Raw genomic sequence first — 20,995 nt, 5'->3', positions numbered from 1 at the left:
TTGGTTCTATAGGGGTTCGGAATATTAGGAGTACATACGTAAAGTACTCTTTCGGGTATAAACCAGCAGGAGGAGCTCTTGTTTTATTAATGTTTATACATTAAAATAGGTCTATTTATAGTGATTGTGAATATTTTAACCTCTATGCGCGTGGAATTTTAGACAGAAGATGGCTATATTGTGTGTTTAAATCTAAACTACTCTATCACCTTATTCTGACACATGAGAAAAATCTTAACCATTGCAGCCTGTCTCGCCTTGGGAGCAGCAGGCAGTGCGATGGCGCAGGAGACCTTTCCGCGCAATGGCGTGTATGATGAACGCAGCGGACTTGTTGCGCTCACCAACGCCACCATCCACACCGATTACAAAACCAAAATCGAAAACGCCACCCTCCTGATCCGCAACGGCAAGGTGGAGGCTGTGGGCACCAAAGTGCAGGTACCTGCCGGTGCCGTGGTAGTCGATGCCAAGGGCAAGCACATCTATCCAGGTCTGGTGGATATGTTCACCAGCTATGGTCTGCCAGAGGTAAAAGTGGAGCGCCGCAGCTGGATGTCCCCACCGCAGGAGGAGTCTACGAAGCAGGGAGCCTTCAACTGGAACCAGGCTATTCGCCCTGAAACCAATGCTGTGGAGCTCTTTAAAGTAGACAAAAAGCAGGCTGAGGAAATGCGCAAGCTGGGCTTCGGTACCGTGCTGGCCGTGCACCGCGACGGCATCGCCCGTGGTACCGCCACGCTGGTAACACTGGCTGACAAGCGCGAAAACGAAGTGATCCTGCTGGACAAAGCAGCTGCTGCACTTTCGTTTGAGAAAGGTTCATCGCCACAGGACTACCCGAACTCGCTGATGGGTTCTATCGCCCTGCTGCGTCAGACATACCTCGATGCGCAATGGAATAACCTGAACCCGGGTCGTGAGCAGAACATCTCGCTGGCCGCCTTCACCGGTGCCAATAACTATCCGCAGATATTCGAAGCCAACAGCAAGCTGAACTTACTGCGTGCCGATAAGGTAGGCGACGAATTCAAGAAGCAGTACATCATCAAGGGTGGCGGCGACGAGTACCAGATGATCAAAGAGATCAAGGCGACCAATGCCCCGATCATCGTGCCGCTTAACTTCCCGGAGGCTTACAATGTGGAGGATCCGTATGATGCCCGCCGTGTGCCGCTTGACGCCATGAAGCACTGGGAGATGGCCCCATCTAACCCGGCAGCGCTGCAGAAGGCAGGTATACCTTTTGCCTTCACCACAGCCGACCTCAAAGACAAAAAGGACTTCCTGCCTAACCTGCGCAAGGCTATTGAGTACGGCCTGTCAGAAGAAGAGGCACTAAAAGCGTTGACCGCTACGCCGGCTCAGCTTCTGAAAGCCGATAAGCACGTAGGTAGCCTCGACAAAGGCAAACTGGCCAACTTCATCATCACCAGCGGCAATCTGTTCGCCGAAGACAATGTGATCCTGGAGAACTGGGTGCAGGGCAATCAATACAAAATCACTGAGGTGCCAGCTGATTACAGAGGTGTGTATACCTTGAAGATCGGGCAGCAGCCGGAGCGCAAACTGCAGATTGCCGGTACACCTGAGAAGCCGGAACTGAAAGTGATCGGACAGGACACCGTGACAGGCAAGATCTCTGTCAGCGGCAACCTGGTAACGCTGTCATTCACTAAAGACAAGAAAAGTAAAGAGACTATCCGCCTGAGCGGCTGGTATGCTGATAAGAACCTGCAGGGTGAAGGCCAGTTGCCGGACGCGACCCTGGTGAAGTGGAACGCGAAGTTCTCAGAAGCCATGACCGAGAAGGCGAAGAAAGACGCGGCTAAAGAAGCCAAGCAGGCACTGGAGCTCGGCAACATGATCTATCCGTTCCAGGCTTTCGGTCAGGCTGAACTGCCAAAGCAGGAGACGGTGCTGATCAAGAATGCCACTGTGTGGACGAATGAGAAAGAAGGTATTCTGCAGAACACTGACGTGGTGCTGAAAAATGGCAAGATTGCGAAAGTTGGCAAGAACCTGAGCGAGTCGGGCGCCCGTGTGATTGACGGCACTGGCAAGCACCTGACAGCCGGTATCATTGACGAGCACTCGCACATTGCCCTGCAGGGCGTGAACGAAGGTACGCAGGCAGTAACAGCTGAAGTACGCATGATGGATGTGGTGAACCACGAAGACCCGAACATCTACCGTCAGCTGGCAGGTGGTGTAACGACTTCACAATTGCTGCACGGTTCTGCTAACCCTATTGGTGGTCAGTCAGCTATCATCAAACTGCGCTGGGGCAAGAGCCCGGAGGAGCTGTTTGTAGAGAATGCCGATGGCTTCATCAAATTCGCTTTGGGTGAGAACGTGAAGCACTCCAACCGCGCTCCTTCGCACAACGTGCGCTTCCCGCAGACCCGTATGGGTGTGGAGCAGGTATATGTAGATGCTTTCCAGCGTGCGAAAGAGTATCAGCAGACCTGGGCCAACTATAATAAAATGTCGAAGAAGCAGAAAGCCGCTGCCGGTGAGCCGCGTCGCGACATTGAGTTAGAGACACTGGTAGAGATCCTCAACGGCAAACGCCACATCACCTGCCACTCTTACGTGCAGTCCGAGATCAATATGATGATCAAAGTAGCCGATCAGATGGGCTTCAAAGTGAACACATTCACACACATCCTGGAAGGCTATAAAGTAGCTGACAAAATGCGTGACCACGGTGCCGGTGGCTCTACCTTCGCTGACTGGTGGGCTTACAAGATGGAGGTGAAAGATGCGATCCCGCAGAACGCGGGTATCATGCACCATTTGGGCGTAACGACCGCCATCAACTCTGATGATGCTGAAATGGCCCGTCGTCTGAACCAGGAAGCTGCCAAGAGCGTGAAGTACGCTGGTGTGAGCGAAGAGGACGCCCTCAAAATGGTGACCCTGAACCCGGCCAAACTCCTGCACCTGGATGACCGCATGGGTAGCATCAAAGTAGGCAAAGACGCCGACGTGGTACTGTGGAACAACAACCCACTGTCGATCTATGCCCGTGCCGAGAAAACTTTTGTGGACGGTATTGCTTACTACGACCTGGAGCGTGACAACCAACTGCGCACGGAACTGGAGAAAGAGCGTATGCGCCTGGTGCAGAAAATGCTGCAGGCCAAAACCTCCGGCGCCAGAACACAGGCTCCTCCAAGAAGCAGAGCTTCTGTGGTACACTGCGAGGATGTAGAGCACTACGAGGAAGAGGAGTATTTGGCTTATTAAATTGTTAATTGATGATTGTCAATTGTTGACCTCTTTATAAAGAAGACAATCCACAATAAGCAATCAACAATCAGTTACATTCAACAATTATAAAGATGAAAATTCACAAAAGATATATTTCGGCTTTCGTGGCGTTTATGCTGAGTGTGCCTGCCTTTGCGCAGGTGCCGGTGCCGGCTGCGAAGCAAAGTAAGCCTGTATTGCTGACAGGCGCTACCCTGCACGTGGGCAACGGCAAGGTGGTAGAGAATGCCGCCGTTGGTTTTGACAATGGCAAGATCACGTATGCAGGTCCGCTGAGCGGTGCTAATCGCAACGGGCACGAAGTGATCGACGTGGCCGGGCAGCACATTTATCCGGGCCTGATCCAGCCAAACGCACAACTTGGTCTGAACGAAATCGAGAGTGTGCGTGCTACACTCGACATGCGTGAAGTAGGGCAGTTTAACCCGAACGTGCGTGCCGTAGTAGCTTACAACACCGACTCTGATATTGTGCCGACCATCCGTGCCAACGGCGTTTTGATGACGCAGGTAACACCGGTGGGCGGTACCATTTCCGGCTCGTCTTCGGTGGTGCAACTGGATGCCTGGAACTGGGAAGATGCCATTGTGAAAGCCGACGTAGGTATACACCTGAACTGGCCGAACATGATCATCAACACAGGGGGCGCTCCGAACCCGCGCATGGCCAACATGGGCCAGCAGCGTGAAGAAGCCATTGCTGAATTGGGCCAATTGCTGCGCGATGCCTCTGTGTACAAGCAGGCCAAAAACGAAAAAGAGAACCTGAAGCTTACGTCGCTGACGGGTCTATTTGATGGCTCCAAGAAGCTATACCTGCACGCCAACTATGGCAAAGAGATTATCGAAGGTGTGAACTTCGTGAAGCAGCACGGCGTGAAGGACATCGTGGTAGTAGGTGCCCGTGACGCGGTTGCCGTAGCCGATTTCCTGAAGGCAAACAACATCGCTGTGATCTACTCTGGCGTGCATGCCCTGCCTTCCCGTTCTGACGAAGATGTGGATATGCCCTACAAGACGCCCTACCTGTTGCAGCAGGCTGGTATACCTTTCGCACTCGATTACGACCTGAGCACGCACGGTATCCGTAACCTGCCGTTCATTGCCGGTACAGCCGTAGCGCATGGACTTGACAAAGAGCAGGCGTTGTCGGCGATCACGCTGAATACAGCTAAGATTTTGGGTGTAGACAAAGAGGTTGGTTCTGTAGAGGTTGGCAAAGACGCGACCATCGTGGTATCGGCTGGCGACATTCTGGACATGCGTACGAACAACGTAACGCACGCCTTTATTCAGGGTCGCAAGATCGATCTGAACGACAAGCAGAAGTATCTGTATGAGAAGTTCAATGGCAAGTACCAGACTGAGCAGCCTGTAACAACAGGTCCGAAAGCTCAGAATTAAAATATCCACTCTCACCTTAAACGAAAGAGCGCTGCCCGTCTGAGGCGGCGCTTTTTGTTTTACAACTCCACCACCAACGCCCCTTGCTCCGTCACCTCATAATACTCAATTCCCGCCTCTACCAACTGCGGCTTCAAGCGCTGCAGGTACCAGAGGGCATTGGAGGAGTCGAGCACGAGTTGCTTGAAACGGAAAGGCTGTAGCTCCTCTGGCTTTACGCGGACGTTCTGTGTGAGCAGCAGGTAATCGACTTCAAAATCGGGTAGCGGCTGTACTTTGATCGGCTTGGAAACCACCAGCAGGCGCTTGCCCTGCCATACCAGCAGACTGTTGCTGTCGGGCAGTACAACGTGGTTTATACCTGTCGTTGAAGCATCTGTGAGGGTATAGGTGTCGGCTTGCGGCACGCCTTTGTGCCAGAGGTAGGGCTGTATGTTGAAGGTGTAGTTCTGTGGGGCCAGCGGCTGGTTGCTCACCACCGTCGCCTGTTGCCCCTGCAGGAAGCTGAAAGCGGTAGCGTTGCGCATGTTGTATACCACCATGCTGCGCTGGTTTCGCTGCGCTGCTATTTCCATAACCTCCTGCAGCGCCAATACAGCCACAACTACAGTCGCTAAGGCGAAGTAACGCAGCTGTTTGTAGGCGAAGAACAAAATAAACAAAAGTAGCAAGGTATAGAGCAGCCAGGTTTGGGAAGCGCTGATGTCGATGCCGTTGATGACAGCCTGTGGCAGTTGATGAACTAGCAGGTTGAATTCATTCATGCCCCAGGTGATGGCGAAGTGTATTTTGAACAGCACCGTGCTGAGTAGCGGCACCCAGGAAAAGAATAAAGCGGCTACACCCGAGTAAAGCACCAGCGTAGCGGCAGGCACCACCAGCAGGTTGGCCAGCCAGAAGTAGACCGGGAACTGGTGGAAATAATAGAGCCCCAGCGGGAAAGTGGCCAGTTGAGCAGCCAAAGCCGCCGTGAAAAGTGCCCAGCCTTTGTCGGGGATCCTGTTGTCGAATTCCAGCAGCTTATAGAACCTGGGTTGCAGGTATACGATGCCGAGTAGCGCCAGGAACGAAAGCTGAAAGCCTACCTCCAGCAGGAAATAAGGATTATACCAAAGCAGTGCAAAAGCGGCTATGGCTAACGTATTGTAGATGTTGTGCTGCCGCCTGGAAACCATTGCCAGCGTGATCAGACTGAACATAAAAGCTGCCCGTAGCACAGAAGGAGAGAGCCCTGTAATAAAAGCATAAAGCCAGAGCACACCCAGAATCACAGCGGCATATATCACCCGTTGCTTAGTTGTTCGCTTAAAGCCAGCCAACAGAAAAGCCAGTATCCCATAAATCAGCCCCACATGCAGACCCGATACCGCCAGCACGTGCATGGTGCCGGTCTGAGCATAGGCATCCCGGATGGAGTTGTCGAGCTCGTCTTTTACACCTAGAATCAGAGCAGAAGAAATGCCGTATTCCCGCCGCTCATTGATCGACTCCTTCAGCAAAGCGTCCAGTTTACGGCGCAGGTAGATGCTGAAGTACAGCACCGGGTTCGAGGGGGCAGACTCGATTTTCTGGAACTGGTGTGCCTGCAGAAAATGGCGGTGGTGAATCTGTTTGTTGGCCAGAAAGGCGCGGTAGTCAAACTGGTTCGGGTTGGCAGGTGGCGCGACAGGTATAGGATTTCCTTTGATCAGGAGCCGATCGCCATAGGCAAGCTCGTACTCCCGCTGTGAATCATGAGGAACGGAGAGCTGTACCTTGCCTTCGGCCGGTTGCCAGACACCATTCAGTTGTACCTGCTCTACCCGCAGCACCGTGTTCTGGTAGCCAGGCTTCTGCACCACGTAATCATCCACCACACCGGCGTAATAAGCGGGCTGACCTGATAAATTACTCAGGTGCTGCGGGTGATGCGAATCGGTGTGCAGGTGCGTGGCCCACATACCACCGGCCACGAAGCATAGAAGACCGGCTATACCTGCCAGCGTGTTGGCTTCTACCGTTTTTACCCTGCGTGCGATCAGGTACAGCACCAGGTATAAGGCAACAAAAAAGGCAAAGAGCTCCGGGCTATACCTGAACTCTTTGCCTGTGTGCAGGTACACGAGTATACCTGCTATAAAGCTAAGGACAATGCGAACGAATGGGTAGGGAGCCCACCGTTTCATCAGCCCTTATATACCATCTTGTAGTGCTGTATGTCGCACTCTGTGAACATATCACCTTCGGCAACAAAGCCGTGGCGCTTGTAGAAATTGACAGCCGGCAACTGCGCATTCAGGTATACCTTGCTGTCCGCATGGACAGCCTGCACATCCTGCAGTACGGCCTGTAACAGCGCAGCACCCACCTGCCGGTTGCGGTAGTCTGCCAGCACGGCAAATCGCTCCAGCTTTATGCCTTGGTCGGTCTGTCGCCAGCGGGCAGCCCCACAGGCTATACCTTCGCAAGTGGCCAGGTAGTGACGGGCAGTCGATTCAAACTGATCACGCTCTGCCTCACGTGGTACCTGCTGCTCTTCTACAAATACCTGTTCACGTATGTTGAACGCGGCAGATCTGTCCTGCTCGCGTTCAGCACGTATTACCTCAATCATCTTGTGTTATCCGATCAGCAACTATACCTTCTTTTTGCGGCCATTCACCGAAACAGGCTTACCTTCTTCAGCGGCTTCAGCCTCCAGACGGGCAGCCAGACGCTCGTCGTCGGCTTTGGTGTAGGCATCCACGATGTCGCGTACCAGGCGGTGACGCATCACGTCTTCCGGCTGCATCTCGATAAAACCAATTCCTTTCACATCACGCAAGGTATGGAGGGCATCCATCAGGCCGGAACGCTGGTGGCGCGGCAGGTCAATCTGCGAGCGGTCACCGTTGATCATCACCTTCGAGGTAGGGCCCATACGGGTCAGGAACATCTTGATCTGGGCTGGTGTCGTGTTCTGTGCCTCATCCAGCAACACAAAGGCGTTGCTCAGGGTACGGCCACGCATGTAAGCCAGCGGTGCGATCTCGATAATTTTGTTTTCCTGATAGTATTTGAGCTTTTCCATCGGGATCATGTCCTCCAGGGCGTCATAGATCGGGCGCAGATACGGGTCCACCTTCTCCTTCATGTCGCCTGGCAGGAAGCCCAGGTTTTCGCCGGCTTCCACCACAGGGCGGGAGATGATGATTTTCCTTACTTCCTTGTTCTTGAGTGCACGCACGGCCATAGCCACCGAGATGTAGGTCTTACCGGTACCCGCAGGTCCCAGTGCAAACACCAGGTCATGGTTCTCTACCAGGTCTACCAGTTTTTTCTGGTTTGGCGTCTTGGCTTTGATGATGCCCCCTTTGCTACCGTACACGATCACGTCCGGCGAAGTCACGATTACCTCCTCATCCGTAAAAGGATCAGAAGAAAGGTATCTATTTACGCTGTTATGCGTAATCTTCCCGAACTTGTGATAGTGATCGATCAGCGAAGAAAGGATCTCATGTATCTTGGTGATCTCAGGCGTTTGCCCCTGGATCTTGATCTCGTTACCTCTGGAAATGATCTTGCTGCTCGGAAAAGCGGCTGCAAGCTGCTTTATATTCTGATTCTCTGTCCCCAGAAAATCGATAAGAGAGATATTCTCTAATGTTATTACTTTCTCTACCAAATGTTTATGTTATATATAGTACGTTGGTAATATATTCTGTAAATTAGCTAAAATTGTTACATATAGATTACAAATCTACTCAAATTATAGTTCGCTCTATGGCTGTAATTACGTTTACCTCAGACTTTGGCTACACCGATCATTACGTAGCTGCCGTAAAGGCCGCCATGCTGTCCCTGCAGCCTCAGGCCCATATTGTGGATATTTCCCATGGGATCGAGCCTTTTAATATTCCGCAGGCAGAGTATGTCATCGGATCCGCTTTCCGGGAATTCCCCGAAGGCACGGTGCACCTGGTGGCCGTAGACACGCACGGTTGTAAACAAGGCAAATACCATGCTGCAAAATACAAAGGGCACTACTTTCTGCTCGCTGACAACGGTTTGCTCTCGCTGCTGACAGACGGGGAGCCAGAGGTAGTGGTGGAGCTGCAAACGGACGAGGAACTGCTTCCTTTCCCAGCCAAAAACCTGTTGGCTCCTGCTGCGCTATACCTGGCCAAAGGCGGCGACATCGATGTGCTGGGCGAGCGAACCACCTCTTACAAGCAGCTGCTGAACCGCCAGTTGCGCCTCAACGACCACTCCATAACAGGGCACGTCATTCATGTGGACCGCTACGGCAACCTGATCACCAACATTACCAAAGACAGCGTCGAGACCATCGCCCATGGCCGTACCTACACCGTGCACTTCGGCCGCGAAACTGTCGGCCGCATCCACCAGAACTATACCCAGGTAGAAGACGGCGACTGCTGCTGCCTCTACAACCACCTCGGCCAACTCTGCATCGGCATCAACAAGGGCAACGCCGCCGAACTGCTCGGCCTTGGTTTCGACTCGCAGGTAGATGTGCGATTTTACCCGGGGGCTTAGTCTGGAGTGAGCGAATGAGTGATTTGTATGAAAGATAGAAGCCATCGATTCGGACTATTGGTGCACCTGCTGACTGTGTTGGTGCTGCTGTTGAAAGGAGCAGATAAGTTATCGAAAGCCAGCTACATTTCCGGTAGCTTTCTTATTGGACTGGGTTTGCTTATTGTGGCTTTATTAATTTTGGAAAAGCTTTATCATTGGTCCCATACCAGCGTGAGGATATCCTGCCTGCTGATCGAGTCGGTAGCTCTTGCTGTGATAACATTGGCTTTTTATCAGGAGGGCAAGCAATATCTGCCATATGTTTTCGGTCTGTCTGCTATAACATACCTGGTACTGGCAATTGTCACTTTTGCCAGACGAAAAGGCGCAGCGAATTAACCTGTCAGACGTCTTTGTTATATTTGGGGCTGTTACCAAAACAAAGCTATGTTGATCAGAATAGTACGTATGACATTTCAGCCAGAGAAGACAGAAAATTTTCTGGAGATTTTCCGCAAATCAAAAGATAAGATTCGTGCCTTTGAAGGTTGCCAGCACGTGGAGTTGCTGCAGGACCTCAACCACCCCAATATTTACAGTACCTACAGCCTCTGGGACTCCGAAGAACACCTCAACAACTACCGCGACTCCGAGCTGTTCGGGCAGGTATGGAAAGCCACTAAAGCTTTATTTGCTGATAAGCCACAAGCCTGGTCACACCGGTCGGTGCAGGTATAGACAAATAGCAGTACCGAATTAAAGCCCAACAAACAGTAATTCCTGTACCTTTGCTACGTATACTGTTTACTTTATACCTGCTAACAGAACACTACCAACTATGAATTACTTCGAGTTTTACCATATACCTGAGAGTTTTTTGCCGGACGAGAAAGCGATCAAGCGTCGCTATTACGAACTGAGCCGGGAGTACCACCCGGACTTTTACGCCAACGAAGACTTGGGCACACAGCAGAAGATACTGGAGCTCTCGACGCTCAACACCAACGCCTACCGCACCCTCAGCGATGCCGACCTGCGCATGCAGTACATCCTGAAAGAGCATGGCCTGCTGGAAGAAGGCAAGAACGAACTGCCCGCCGATTTCCTGATGGAGATGATGGATATCAATGAGGAGCTGATGGAGCTGGAGTTTGACTTCGACGCCGCCAAGCTGCACGAAATAGGGGAGAAGAGCACGGGCATCATGGCTCAACTGGAAAATGATATTCTGCCGGTGCTGCAGCGATACCCTGAGCTTCATGGAGTTACCAAAGAAGAGGCCCTGCAGGAGGTAAAAACCTACTATTTGAAGAAAAAATATTTGTTGCGTATTCAGGAAACTTTATCTAAGTTTGCAACCCGTTCCTGATAGTCGATCAGATAGAACAAAATGCCTTGGTGGCGGAATTGGTAGACGCGTTGGTCTCAAACACCAATGAGGTTACACTCGTGCCGGTTCGACTCCGGCCCAAGGTACATTTAGTAAATGAAAAGCCCTGTAAATCATATGTTTACAGGGCTTTTTCGTTTAATAAGAGTTGCTCAACAGCATTTGAGTGTTGCGTTGGACTCTATTCCAATTTTCGCTTCATTACATAATAGGTATTACTGTCACCTTCATAGAGTTTAGTATGAACGGCAACCAGTTCCCACCCTTGGCTATTCATGTAATTCAGGACAGCCATATTAGAGGCAAATTGTACCTGCTTTCCTGTTCGATCTTTCAAAAGATCATCACCACCACCGAAGTCAACTCGCGCCGTTATACTGTTTCGGAACAATGCTCTAGGTATAATTTTTAACTCACAGTACTCCTCTGTTCTAGGAGTGCTTTTTAGGATGGTTTCTGGTTCCGCAATACTCGAAGAGTATGTGAACATGGCTAGGGCGAATACTATAAATATTCTTCTCATAGTGATAGAATTTAGTCTTGCTAAATATTAGCAAAAACTTATCCATTTCTTTTGTTTCATAATGATCGTCATTCACAAACGTGTCTGTTTCAGTTTCGCATACCTGTATTCTTCATCATGCTCTGGGGTAGCTCTTGGGTTTTAATCTCAGCTGGGAGAGGTGTTACTTTACTGAGGGCCAAATTGATAAGTCCACAACTACTTCATGTTTCGATCCCTGTTCATAAGCATGTGAAAGTGGATGCAGTCAGGAAACACCAACGGCGTTAATTTCACTTAGCTGTACCTTCAGAATTCAATTAGCCTTATATTGCTTGCTATCACAGGACAGATAGCGCATCAAGTGAAAAGAACATTAATAGCTTTTGAGACAGCAGGCTGGGAATGGATTGACCTGGAGAGCCCCACAGAAGAAGAGCTGCAGGAGGTGGCCGTACAGTATGGCTTGCACCGCTCCTCCGTTATTGACTCGCTGCAGCCCGAGCACCTGCCCAAGTATGAGATCATCGGAGACACCGCCTTTATGATTGCCCGCGTCTACGACACAGGCGCCCACCCCGAGGCCGACACGATACAGGAACTTACCAACAAGATCGCGATCTTCTTTTCGGAGAAGTACATCATCACCATACACCGCAACCCCGAAGTACTGATGCAGGAAGTGCAGGAAAAGTACGTGGACACAAAACGTGTGAAGACGCCCGCAGACCTGCTCATCAAGCTGATCAAGGCCGTATTCAGAACGTACGAGGCCCCGTCTCATGCCCTGGCCGAAGAGCTGGATATGTACGAAGCGAAGACATTCTTGGACAAGCGGATACCACCGCTCACCAAAGGCCTCTACCATCTGAAGCGTAAGGCCACCGTTTGCAGACGCGTGCTTCGCCTGTCAGAGGTGATCCTGAACAACATGCAGCTGAACGGTTTTCAGTCCACGGAGGTGCAGGACCTGAAGGACCTGTTCGTGCATGTGGAGACGCAGTTCGATGAGGTGAACGATGGCACCAACAACCTGATCAATACTTACATCTCGCTCTCTTCCCAGAAAACTAATGAGGTGATGCGGGTGCTCACCATCTTCTCGGCCTTCTTCCTGCCGCTCACCTTCATAGCGGGTGTCTATGGTATGAACTTCGAGTTTATGCCGGAGCTGGATAAAACCTACGGCTATCCTGCTACGCTGGCCGTGATGGGGCTGGTCACGCTCCTCATCTACCTGTGGTTCCGGAGGAAGGGCTGGCTCGTGTAGCACGACAAGAGCTTTAATTCTTTAAATATTGCAGCATATCCATACCGAAGTGGCAAACCTTCGGGAGGGTCTGAAGGTAAAGCAATCTACTACACATTGCCTTTACTGACACCCTATGGATTTTTCTTTTTTAGAATCAGCTGAGATCAATACAAGCAGCATTGTAATCAGACTATTTTTGAGCACCCTGCTAGGTGGTTTACTAGGCTGGGAAAGAGAAAGCCGACGACAAAACGCCGGATTAAGAACGCACATGATCATCTCAGTAGGCTCCTGCCTGCTGATGCTCATCTCCATATACATCCCGCAGACATTCTCAGACTACCCCAACGTAGACCCCGGCCGTATTGCAGCACAGGTGGTGTCAGGTATAGGCTTTTTGGGAGCGGGGGCCATTTTCAGGCTAGGAGGAAACACGCATGGGCTCACGACGGCAGCTACCATATGGGCAGTGGCTGCCGTGGGACTGGCGGTAGGTGCCGGTATGTATGAAGCGGCAGTTCTGGTTACTTTTCTTTTGCTGTTTGTACTCGCCATTCTGGACAAGATCGGTAAAAGGGTCTTTATTGGAGGCACGCTGAAAACACTGAAGATCAGCTTTCAGTCCCATAAAATTGAGACAAGTAAGGTATTATCCATACTGGAGCAACATGACGTCATCACGAAGAATATCAATGTCGTTCAGTCCCGGAACAAGCAGAACTCCAAAATTCAGCTCTACGTGATTGTGCCTGAAAATCTGAACCTGAAGCATTTCTATAAAGACTTGAATGACCTTAAAAACGTAGGCCAGATTTCGCTAGGGCAGGATTTTTAGACAGGGCTGCCATATCCAGGTCAGGCTCCATTTTGACAATGCCTTTAAAGATGGTGAGTGTGGCTTTCTGAATGCCTTCGTTGGCGATGCTGAGACAAAGGTATAAGAAGACCATCTGCTGCTTTAAAGTGCTGTAAGTATTCAATTTATATATTTTTCAAAGAATAAAGTCTTGGTGCTGAGACTGTGATTTTAGGAGAATGGCAGGAGTGTCTTCTGGAAGTTTCATAATGTTTTCGCTGTTAAAACTTCGTTCAGTCATGTTGCACCAGTAGTCCGATTATGCATAGTTAGTAATACTTATGGATTAATCACTTTTGGAGGAGTTAATAACCTGGGTTCAGCTATTATAATTTTCTAATGAATTATTAATATAGTTATTAAACTATATAGTAAGCTCCTAAATTTGCTGGGATAACATAGACTTTTTATTGATATAGTTTTACCAACCAACCTAATTTATGAACCCCAGTATTGCTTTCTCCAACTCGCGGAGGAGAGGTAGAGGCTATGACATTTTCAAAGCTTATTTGAAATTTCTGCCGATACTTCTTGTCTTCTGCGGAGGGCTCTGTCTGTCGCATGACGTTAATGCCCAGAGCCAACTCACCTACGATTTCTCCACCCCTGCAGCTCTAAGCGGCAAGACGGATAACTGGCCCTGGAATACAACTGCCACAATTGATATTGGGGGGATAGAGTATGAACTGTCAGGTTTTATAAATGGTAATTGGGAGAATAAAAGTAATGGAGGTGCCAATAATAGCGCCAGTTTATATTTTAATACCGCTGCGACAACCAGCTTTACCATAAAGCGAAAAGACAACCAGAAATTCAGATTCTATAGCCTATGGCTTACTTATAAGTGCTCCGATCAAGGATTATACTTACCCCCATATTTAAGAATATCTTATAATGGAAGTACTCTGCCGCAGGAAGAGTATTATGAACGCAACCGGCAGAGCCTAGTTATATCAAAGGATGTAGAGGTGAACTCAGTCACGTTTATGTTTTCGGGGCTTCTGGAGTTAAATTTAGACAATTTAGTAGTAGGAGCTCCACCATCTAGCAATGCTAATCTGTCAAATCTGACATTATCTAACACAACTTTATCTCCAGCCTTCAATGCCAATACAGTAAGCTATACAGCCAGCGTATCCAATGCGGTGTCTTCGGTTGCTGTTACGCCTGCCAAAGCCGATGCCAATGCCTCTGTAAGTGTAAATGGCACTGTGCTGACGAACGGCGCTACTTCCTCTTCAGTGAATTTGAATGTTGGAAACAACACGATTCCCGTAGTCGTGACGGCACAGGACGGCACCACCACCAAGACCTATTCTGTTGTTGTGACACGTTTGGCACCACCACCTATTGTGTCCTCCCCAATCGAGGTAACAGGCTTTGATGCGGATGTGGTAGCTAATGGGAGTGGGGCAGCCGTGTATTCCACTACAGCTATTGTGGATGAAGTAGACTACGTTTTTGTAGCACAGGACTTCAGAGGGAGCCAGGGTGCACCTACGACTTACCTGCCAGCCAATAGAAGAATAAACAGTGCCTTTACAAACGGCCTAGCCTTCCAACTTGCACCTTACACTGCAAACAACGCGCTTCAGTTAAAGACAGGAACAAAGAAACTAAACTTTGTATTTCCTAGAAGAGCTGATGACGTATTTGTGTTAGGCACTACCGGAAACGGTAACAGTACTGTCACCATAGCTGTTGAGTTTGAAGACGGTACCGAGCAGGTTTTCGCCGACCGGTCATTTCCTGATTGGTTTTATAATGACAACTTTACCGTACAGGGTATAAGCAGGGTTGCCCGAAGTACAGATTATATTGAGAACAGTACGTCGGACCCACGTCTGTATGAAGTAAAACTCGCTCTCTCGCCAGGTAACAAGAGCAAGAAGATTAAGAGCATCAGGTTTGATAAAAGTTCGTCGTGGGGAAAGCTTAACATCATGGCCGTGTCAGTGACCGGTGAACTCTCTTCTAATGCAAATCTGGCTAACCTGACACTGTCTGCCGGAACCCTGCAGCCGGCCTTTCAGACTGGTACGATTTCCTACACTGCGGCCGTAGCGCATACCGTGTCGTCACTGGATCTCAGCGCATTTCTGGCAGATGCCCGATCCGGCCTATCCGTGAAAGGAGCGATAGCCACAAGCGGGCAGCCTGTTGCTATTCCGCTCACAATCGGCTCGAATGCAATCCCTGTAATAGTGACAGCTGAAGACGGTACGACCAGAACCTATACTGTTACAGTAACGCGCGCCACGCCGCCGGTACCTGTCATTACAGCGCAGCCGGTTAACAAGGACGTATGCCCGGGAAGTGAGGCGAATTTCAGCGTTACCGCCAGCAATGCCATCGCTTACCAATGGCAGGAATTTGCCACCACCTGGCAGGATATCGGCGATGGCGGCGTGTATAGTGGTACAACAACATCTGCTCTGACAATTACCAACACAGCCGGTTTGCATAACAGAAAGTACCGTGCTGTGGTGAAGGGCGAAGCCAATCAGGAAGTGACCTCTGCAGCGGCCACACTCTCGGCCCAGGATCTTGTGAAGCCAGTGATCACAGCTCCGGCTGATATCACAAAACCATTAGCTGAAACGAAGACAGTCACATTACCGGATGATAATCGCTACATCGGGTCAGGGGGTAGCGTGTTCAGCTTCCAGGATCCACTCCCGGCAGGGGCCGTGATGACTGCATTCTCCATTGTTTTCAAAGTACAGGCCCCACATCTGTCGCATGTTAGCCCTCATGTTTCAGGCACGGCGATAGGAGATTTTTACCCGAACCAGGAGACCAAAACAGTTACGTTCAACGGAAACATCCCGACATACCGTTACGGGGGCACCAACAACCTGACCCTCTACGCCTGGTGGAACGGGGTTTACTTCAGAGGGGCGACTATCACGATCAGCTATACCCTGGGAGCCAATGCCTGCGCGGCAACTGTCAGCGTGCCAGCCCCAACTGCTGCGGACAACTGCGGCACGGTGAGCCTGACCAACAGCTTTACAAATACGGCGGATGCCAGTGGGGTCTACCCGGTGGGCACCACGCAAGTGATCTGGACGGCAAGAGATGCGAGCGGAAACGAGAGCACTTATACCCAGCGCGTAACGGTCGTGGATAATGTGAAGCCAACCATCACGGCTCCCGCTGCTGTTACAGTGCCGACGGATGCCGGCAAAAACACGGCATCAGGTATAGCACTCGGAACGCCTGTGACTGCGGATAACTGTCAGGTTGGAACTGTGACGCACAATGCGCCGGCGCTGTTCCCGATGGGGCAGACTACCGTGACCTGGACTGTGACCGATGAAGCCGGCAATTCGGCTACCGCCACTCAACTGGTGAGTGTGGAGGACAAAGAGGCGCCTGTGCCAGTAGTGGCCACACTGCCTACACTTACCGGTGAATGTTCAGTACGAGCAACAGCGCCAACTGCCACCGATAACGTATCCGGAACCGTGACAGCCACTACCACAGATCCGGTTGAGTACACGACGCAGGGAACCTATACCATCACCTGGACCTATGCGGATGCGGCCGGCAATCAAAGTACGCAGACGCAGCAGGTTGTCGTGCGGGATGTGACAGCACCTGTTTTTGCGCCGGTGAATGCCGTGGCGAAGGAGACGGATCTAAACGTCTGCGGTGCGGTGGTGACCTTCAACCTGCCAACTGCAACAGATAACTGCTCGGCACCGGTTACCATCGAACAGACGGTAGGAATTGCGTCCGGAGAGCTTTTCCCGGTAGGCAAAACGACCAACACCTTTGTGGCCACAGATGCTGCCGGCAATTCCGCCACGATCAGCTTTGAGGTGACAGTGACGGATACGCAGAAGCCATTAGTTGTAACCCGCAACATTACGGTACAGCTGGATAACGACGGTCAGGTCGAAATAGCAGCAGAGCAGCTGGACGGAGGCATCACAGATAACTGCGGCATCAGATCCATTGGGCTCGACAAGACTGAATTTGGCTGTTCTGACGTAGGTGAAAATACAGTAACCCTGACTGTGACAGATTCGCACGGTAACATTTCCACTGCTACTGCCACTGTTACGGTAGAGGACAAAACAGCTCCTGTTGCACGTGCGAAGAACCTGACCGTGCAGCTAAATGCGGAAGGTACAGCAACAATCACACCGGCCATGGTGAATGACAACTCTTCTGATCTCTGCGGCGAGGTGAGACTAGCGCTGGATAAAACTACTTTCGACTGCCGCAACGTGGGCACGAACGAGGTGGTACTGATAGTAACTGACGCTAGCGGTAATACAGCAACAGCCACTGCAATCATAACAGTAGAAGATAAGCTGGCGCCTTTAGTGCTGACGCGCAATATAACTGTAGCCCTGGGCGAAACAGGCAAGGCCACCATCACAGCTGATCAGATCGATAACGGCTCAACCGACAATTGCGGCATCGCAGGTATAGCGCTGGATAAAGAGAACTTCGGCTGCGAAGATCTGGGCGACAACACCATAATTCTGACAGTAACGGATGTAAACGGCAACGAAGCCACAGCAACGGCAGTGGTGAAAGTAGTGGATACAATCGCTCCGATAGCCCGTGCACAAAATGTGACGCTCTACCTGACCGCTGACGGCACTGTGTCGCTGACGCCAGAGCAGGTGAATGATAATTCATCTGACAACTGCGCCGTTGCTTCGCTGAGCCTGGACAAGGTTTCATTTGACTGCTCGCAGGTAGGTGAAAACACAGTAACACTTACCGTGACCGACGCAAGCGGCAACAGCTCCACTGCAACAGCAGTTGTGACCGTGGTGGGTAATGTGGCGCCAGTAGCCAAAGCGCGGGATATCACAGTAGCGCTGGATGCAGATGGCAAGGCTACTATTTCCGCAGCTGACATAAGCAACGGAAGCACCGGTACCTGTGGCATCAAATCACTGTCGCTTGACAAGACAAGCTTTGACTGTTCGAACATTGGCGAAAACACTGTTACGCTCACCGTGACGGATGTGAACGACAATGTGTCGACAGCAACAGCGGTCGTGACCGTAGTAGACAATGCGGCGCCTGTCGTGGTGACTAAAAACATTACGGTTCAACTGGACGCCAATGGTAACGCTGAGATTGTACCAGCTGATATCAACAACGGCTCTACCGATAACTGCGGCATTGCCTTTATGACGCTTTCGAACACAACGTTCGACTGCAGCCATGTAGGTACTAACGAAGTGGTGCTGACCGTGACAGACGTGAACGGCAACACAGCCTCGGCAACTGCAAAAGTAACAGTAGAAGACAAGGTGGCACCAGCGGCCATTACCAAAAATATCACGGTATACCTGAACGCCTCCGGCACTGCTACTATCGAAGCAGCGGATGTTGACGGTGGTAGCGAGGATGTATGCGGCGACGTAACCCTGAGCCTGGACAAAGCGACGTTTGACTGCACCAACATCGGGGAGAATACAGTTACACTGACTGTGACGGATGCCAGTGGCAACCAGTCCACCGCGACGGCTACGGTGACCGTGCTGGATAATCTGGCGCCAGTAGTGCGTACCCGTGATATCTCCGTGCAGCTCGATGCCGAAGGCAAGGCGACGATCACAGCCGATCAGATCAACAACAACTCTACTGACAACTGTGGTATCGAGACAATTACGCTGGATGAAGCAGCCTTCGACTGCAGCCAGACAGGTGCCAATACGGTGACCCTGACAGTAACCGATAAGTATGGCAATTCTGCTTCTGCCACTGCCACTGTCACTGTCCTGGAAAGCATTGCACCTGTGGTGCTGACACGCAACATCACAGTAGCACTGGACGGAACAGGCAAAGCCACGATCACAGCCGGCCAGATCGATAATGGCTCTTACGACAATTGCGACATTGCCACAGTAGAGCTATCTAAAACGGACTTTGGTTGCGAGGATCTCGGCGAAAACACGGTGACCTTGACTGTGACTGATAAGAGCGGCAACCAGGCTTCGGCGACGGCCATCGTAACCGTGGAAGACAGAATTGCCCCAACAGTAGTTACCCGTAACCTGGTCGTGCAACTGGATGCCAACGGCGTAGCCAGCATCACGGCGGCTCAGATCAATAATGGATCAACAGACAACTGCGGCATCGAAACGCTCAGCCTGGATGAGGCCAGCTTCAGCTGCGAGGATCTGGGCGAGAACACGGTGACGCTGACTGTAACAGACAAGAGCGGCAACGAGTCAAAGGCTACGGCCACTGTAACCGTGGAAGACAAGTCGGCGCCGGTGGTGATCACGCAGAGCATCACCATCCAACTGGACGCTAGCGGTGCGGCTACCATTACGGCAGCTGACATCAACAAAGGCTCTTCTGACAACTGCGGTATTGCTGCGATGACCCTGTCCAGGACTTCGTTCGATTGCAGCAATGTAGGCGTCAACGAGGTGGTGCTGACGATAACAGACGGCAGCGGCAACACTGCCACCGCCACGGCAACAGTAACAGTAGAGGACAAGCTGGCACCTGTGGTACTGGTGAAGGATATCACCGTGCAACTGGATGCCGCAGGCAATGCCACCATTACGGCTGCTGATCTGAACAATGGCTCTTCCGATAACTGCAGCATCGCCAGCATGTCGCTTGACAAGAGTACTTTCAGCTGTGAAGACCTGGGCGAGAACACGGTGACCCTGACGGTGACAGACGCCAGCGGCAACCAAGCCACTGCAGTAGCCACGGTGACAGTAGAAGACAAGGTAGCACCGATGATCACGGCTCCCGCAGCTGTTGTAGTGAACGTGGACGCAGGCAAGACGAGCGCCTCCAACGTAGCGTTGGGTGAGCCAGCCACTTCAGATAACTGCTCGGTAGCTTCTGTTACCAACGATGCGCCAGTCGAATTCCCAACCGGCACCACTACTGTGACCTGGACAGTGACCGACGCTTCAGGCAACTCGACTACTGCCACCCAGACGGTAACCGTGAGACGCGATATCGTGTCAGTGGCAAGCCCGGCTCAGATCAACGTGCCGATCCGAACTACCTACCCAGGCGTACCGCTTCCGGGTACCGTCATGGTCACCTACTCGGACGGTGCAACCGAGGCGATCGGTGTGGTTTGGGCGCAGGGGACCTACAACGGCCTTATCGCAGGCATCTATCCATTAACCGGCCAGTTAACACTTGCTGACGGTACCACAAACCTGAGAGGCCTGACCGCCCAGGTGATCGTGGAGGTAGAGCCGAACATTGCGCCAACTGCCCTTGCCTTCAGCGCCACCACCTTCAAGCCGGAAGCCACAGCAGAGGAGGTGATCGGAACGCTGACCACCACCGATCCGGATGACACCGAGTTTGTCTATACCCTGGCAAGCGGCGATGGAGACGCGCATAATGCGCTCTTTGAGATCCGTGGCGATAAGGTCTACCTCAAGTCCAATAACGGACTGTCGGGTATGACCAGCTTCACGATCCGTGTGCGCAGCACCGACCCGTACCAGAACAGCATCGAGCACACCTTTACGCTCACCAAGCAGGCCTACGACCGCACGGTGGACCAGCTCAAGATCGTGAACGCCTTCTCTCCGAACGGCGACGGCATCAACGACAACTGGACCATACCTGAGCTGCGGTTCTACAACGAGGTCTACATCCAGGTGTTCGACCGCTCCGGCGTGCGCGTGTTCGAGACGACGGACCCGGAAAAGGGTTGGGACGGACGCGGCCCGAACGGAAAGATCCTCAAGGGGCCCTTCCTCTTCACAGTAGAAGTGCGGGATATCAATTGGGTGAAGCGCGGGGTGGTGACCATCCTGGGTAAATAAGTCGGCAACGCTTAGAAAATCTT

General features: G+C 51.4%; 13 protein-coding genes and 1 tRNA gene. 10 read left to right on the top strand and 4 right to left on the bottom strand.

From position 1 onward, the window contains the following. The first annotated feature begins 222 nt into the window (after positions 1 to 222). Together AC5FXQ_RS00955 and AC5FXQ_RS00950 are read left to right on the top strand one after the other, a co-directional pair. The gene (locus AC5FXQ_RS00955; RefSeq protein ID WP_493600633.1) at positions 223 to 3,252 is read left to right on the top strand and encodes an amidohydrolase family protein; all 3,030 of its coding nucleotides are present in this window, start codon (positions 223 to 225) and stop codon (positions 3,250 to 3,252) included. A 95-nt stretch (positions 3,253 to 3,347) separates the two neighbouring features. Then, positions 3,348 to 4,679, top strand: a complete 1,332-nt coding sequence (locus AC5FXQ_RS00950) for an amidohydrolase family protein (RefSeq protein ID WP_493600632.1) — start codon at positions 3,348 to 3,350, stop codon at positions 4,677 to 4,679. 59 nt (positions 4,680 to 4,738) lie between these two features. Here AC5FXQ_RS00950 and AC5FXQ_RS00945 read toward each other — a convergent pair whose 3' ends face one another. The 3 genes from AC5FXQ_RS00945 to AC5FXQ_RS00935 are packed head-to-tail and all read right to left on the bottom strand — an operon-like array spanning position 4,739 to position 8,322. Next, the gene (locus AC5FXQ_RS00945) at positions 4,739 to 6,844 is read right to left on the bottom strand and encodes a ComEC/Rec2 family competence protein (protein WP_493600631.1); all 2,106 of its coding nucleotides are present in this window, start codon (positions 6,842 to 6,844) and stop codon (positions 4,739 to 4,741) included. Next, the gene (locus AC5FXQ_RS00940) at positions 6,844 to 7,272 is read right to left on the bottom strand and encodes a GNAT family N-acetyltransferase (protein ID WP_493600630.1); all 429 of its coding nucleotides are present in this window, start codon (positions 7,270 to 7,272) and stop codon (positions 6,844 to 6,846) included. The genes AC5FXQ_RS00945 and AC5FXQ_RS00940 overlap by 1 nt, the downstream gene beginning before the upstream one ends. Positions 7,273 to 7,293: 21 nt before the next feature. Further along, a complete protein-coding gene (locus tag AC5FXQ_RS00935; protein WP_493600629.1) occupies positions 7,294 to 8,322 on the bottom strand; it encodes a PhoH family protein in 1,029 nt (342 codons plus the stop codon). A gap of 98 nt (positions 8,323 to 8,420) precedes the next feature. On the opposite strand from AC5FXQ_RS00935, the gene AC5FXQ_RS00930 reads away from it, so the two are divergent. From AC5FXQ_RS00930 to AC5FXQ_RS00910, 5 genes are all read left to right on the top strand, one after another. Continuing rightward, on the top strand, positions 8,421 to 9,197 hold the full coding sequence (locus AC5FXQ_RS00930) for an SAM hydrolase/SAM-dependent halogenase family protein (RefSeq protein WP_493600628.1): 777 nt from the start codon (positions 8,421 to 8,423) through the stop codon (positions 9,195 to 9,197). A gap of 27 nt (positions 9,198 to 9,224) precedes the next feature. After that, the gene (locus AC5FXQ_RS00925; protein WP_493600627.1) at positions 9,225 to 9,578 is read left to right on the top strand and encodes a hypothetical protein; all 354 of its coding nucleotides are present in this window, start codon (positions 9,225 to 9,227) and stop codon (positions 9,576 to 9,578) included. 48 nt (positions 9,579 to 9,626) lie between these two features. Beyond that, positions 9,627 to 9,917, top strand: coding sequence for a putative quinol monooxygenase (locus AC5FXQ_RS00920; RefSeq protein WP_493600626.1), 291 nt, complete (start codon positions 9,627 to 9,629; stop codon positions 9,915 to 9,917). Between the two features lie 100 nt (positions 9,918 to 10,017). Next, on the top strand, positions 10,018 to 10,548 hold the full coding sequence (gene hscB, locus AC5FXQ_RS00915; protein ID WP_493600625.1) for a Fe-S protein assembly co-chaperone HscB: 531 nt from the start codon (positions 10,018 to 10,020) through the stop codon (positions 10,546 to 10,548). Positions 10,549 to 10,571: 23 nt separating this feature from the next. Further along, a tRNA-Leu gene (locus tag AC5FXQ_RS00910) sits at positions 10,572 to 10,655 on the top strand. Between the two features lie 95 nt (positions 10,656 to 10,750). Here the strand turns inward: AC5FXQ_RS00910 and AC5FXQ_RS00905 are convergent. Continuing rightward, positions 10,751 to 11,092 (bottom strand): hypothetical protein, encoded by a 342-nt coding sequence (locus AC5FXQ_RS00905; RefSeq protein WP_493600624.1) that lies wholly within the window; start codon positions 11,090 to 11,092, stop codon positions 10,751 to 10,753. Positions 11,093 to 11,435: 343 nt separating this feature from the next. Between AC5FXQ_RS00905 and AC5FXQ_RS00900 the strand changes: the two genes are divergently transcribed. The 3 genes from AC5FXQ_RS00900 (at position 11,436) to AC5FXQ_RS00890 (ending at position 20,972) form a co-directional block, all read left to right on the top strand. Further along, positions 11,436 to 12,341, top strand: coding sequence for a magnesium transporter CorA family protein (locus AC5FXQ_RS00900; protein ID WP_493600623.1), 906 nt, complete (start codon positions 11,436 to 11,438; stop codon positions 12,339 to 12,341). A gap of 115 nt (positions 12,342 to 12,456) precedes the next feature. Continuing rightward, the gene (locus AC5FXQ_RS00895; protein WP_493600622.1) at positions 12,457 to 13,158 is read left to right on the top strand and encodes an MgtC/SapB family protein; all 702 of its coding nucleotides are present in this window, start codon (positions 12,457 to 12,459) and stop codon (positions 13,156 to 13,158) included. A gap of 461 nt (positions 13,159 to 13,619) precedes the next feature. After that, positions 13,620 to 20,972, top strand: a complete 7,353-nt coding sequence (locus AC5FXQ_RS00890) for an HYR domain-containing protein (RefSeq protein ID WP_493600621.1) — start codon at positions 13,620 to 13,622, stop codon at positions 20,970 to 20,972. Positions 20,973 to 20,995: the final 23 nt, after the last annotated feature.

Source organism: Pontibacter sp. LHS1 (genome assembly GCF_058932855.1).
This window is presented reverse-complemented; position numbering and strand designations above follow the sequence as displayed.

Bases quoted from the DNA above. Each gene is read 5' to 3' on its own strand.
- AC5FXQ_RS00955 (WP_493600633.1), top strand. From the start codon at position 223: ATGAGAAAAATCTTAACCATTGCAGCCTGTCTCGCCTTGGGAGCAGCA.
- AC5FXQ_RS00950 (WP_493600632.1), top strand. From the start codon at position 3,348: ATGAAAATTCACAAAAGATATATTTCGGCTTTCGTGGCGTTTATGCTG.
- AC5FXQ_RS00945 (WP_493600631.1), bottom strand. From the start codon at position 6,844: ATGAAACGGTGGGCTCCCTACCCATTCGTTCGCATTGTCCTTAGCTTT.
- AC5FXQ_RS00940 (WP_493600630.1), bottom strand. From the start codon at position 7,272: ATGATTGAGGTAATACGTGCTGAACGCGAGCAGGACAGATCTGCCGCG.
- AC5FXQ_RS00930 (WP_493600628.1), top strand. From the start codon at position 8,421: ATGGCTGTAATTACGTTTACCTCAGACTTTGGCTACACCGATCATTAC.
- AC5FXQ_RS00925 (WP_493600627.1), top strand. From the start codon at position 9,225: ATGAAAGATAGAAGCCATCGATTCGGACTATTGGTGCACCTGCTGACT.
- AC5FXQ_RS00920 (WP_493600626.1), top strand. From the start codon at position 9,627: ATGTTGATCAGAATAGTACGTATGACATTTCAGCCAGAGAAGACAGAA.
- hscB (WP_493600625.1), top strand. From the start codon at position 10,018: ATGAATTACTTCGAGTTTTACCATATACCTGAGAGTTTTTTGCCGGAC.
- AC5FXQ_RS00905 (WP_493600624.1), bottom strand. From the start codon at position 11,092: ATGAGAAGAATATTTATAGTATTCGCCCTAGCCATGTTCACATACTCT.
- AC5FXQ_RS00895 (WP_493600622.1), top strand. From the start codon at position 12,457: ATGGATTTTTCTTTTTTAGAATCAGCTGAGATCAATACAAGCAGCATT.
- AC5FXQ_RS00890 (WP_493600621.1), top strand. From the start codon at position 13,620: ATGAACCCCAGTATTGCTTTCTCCAACTCGCGGAGGAGAGGTAGAGGC.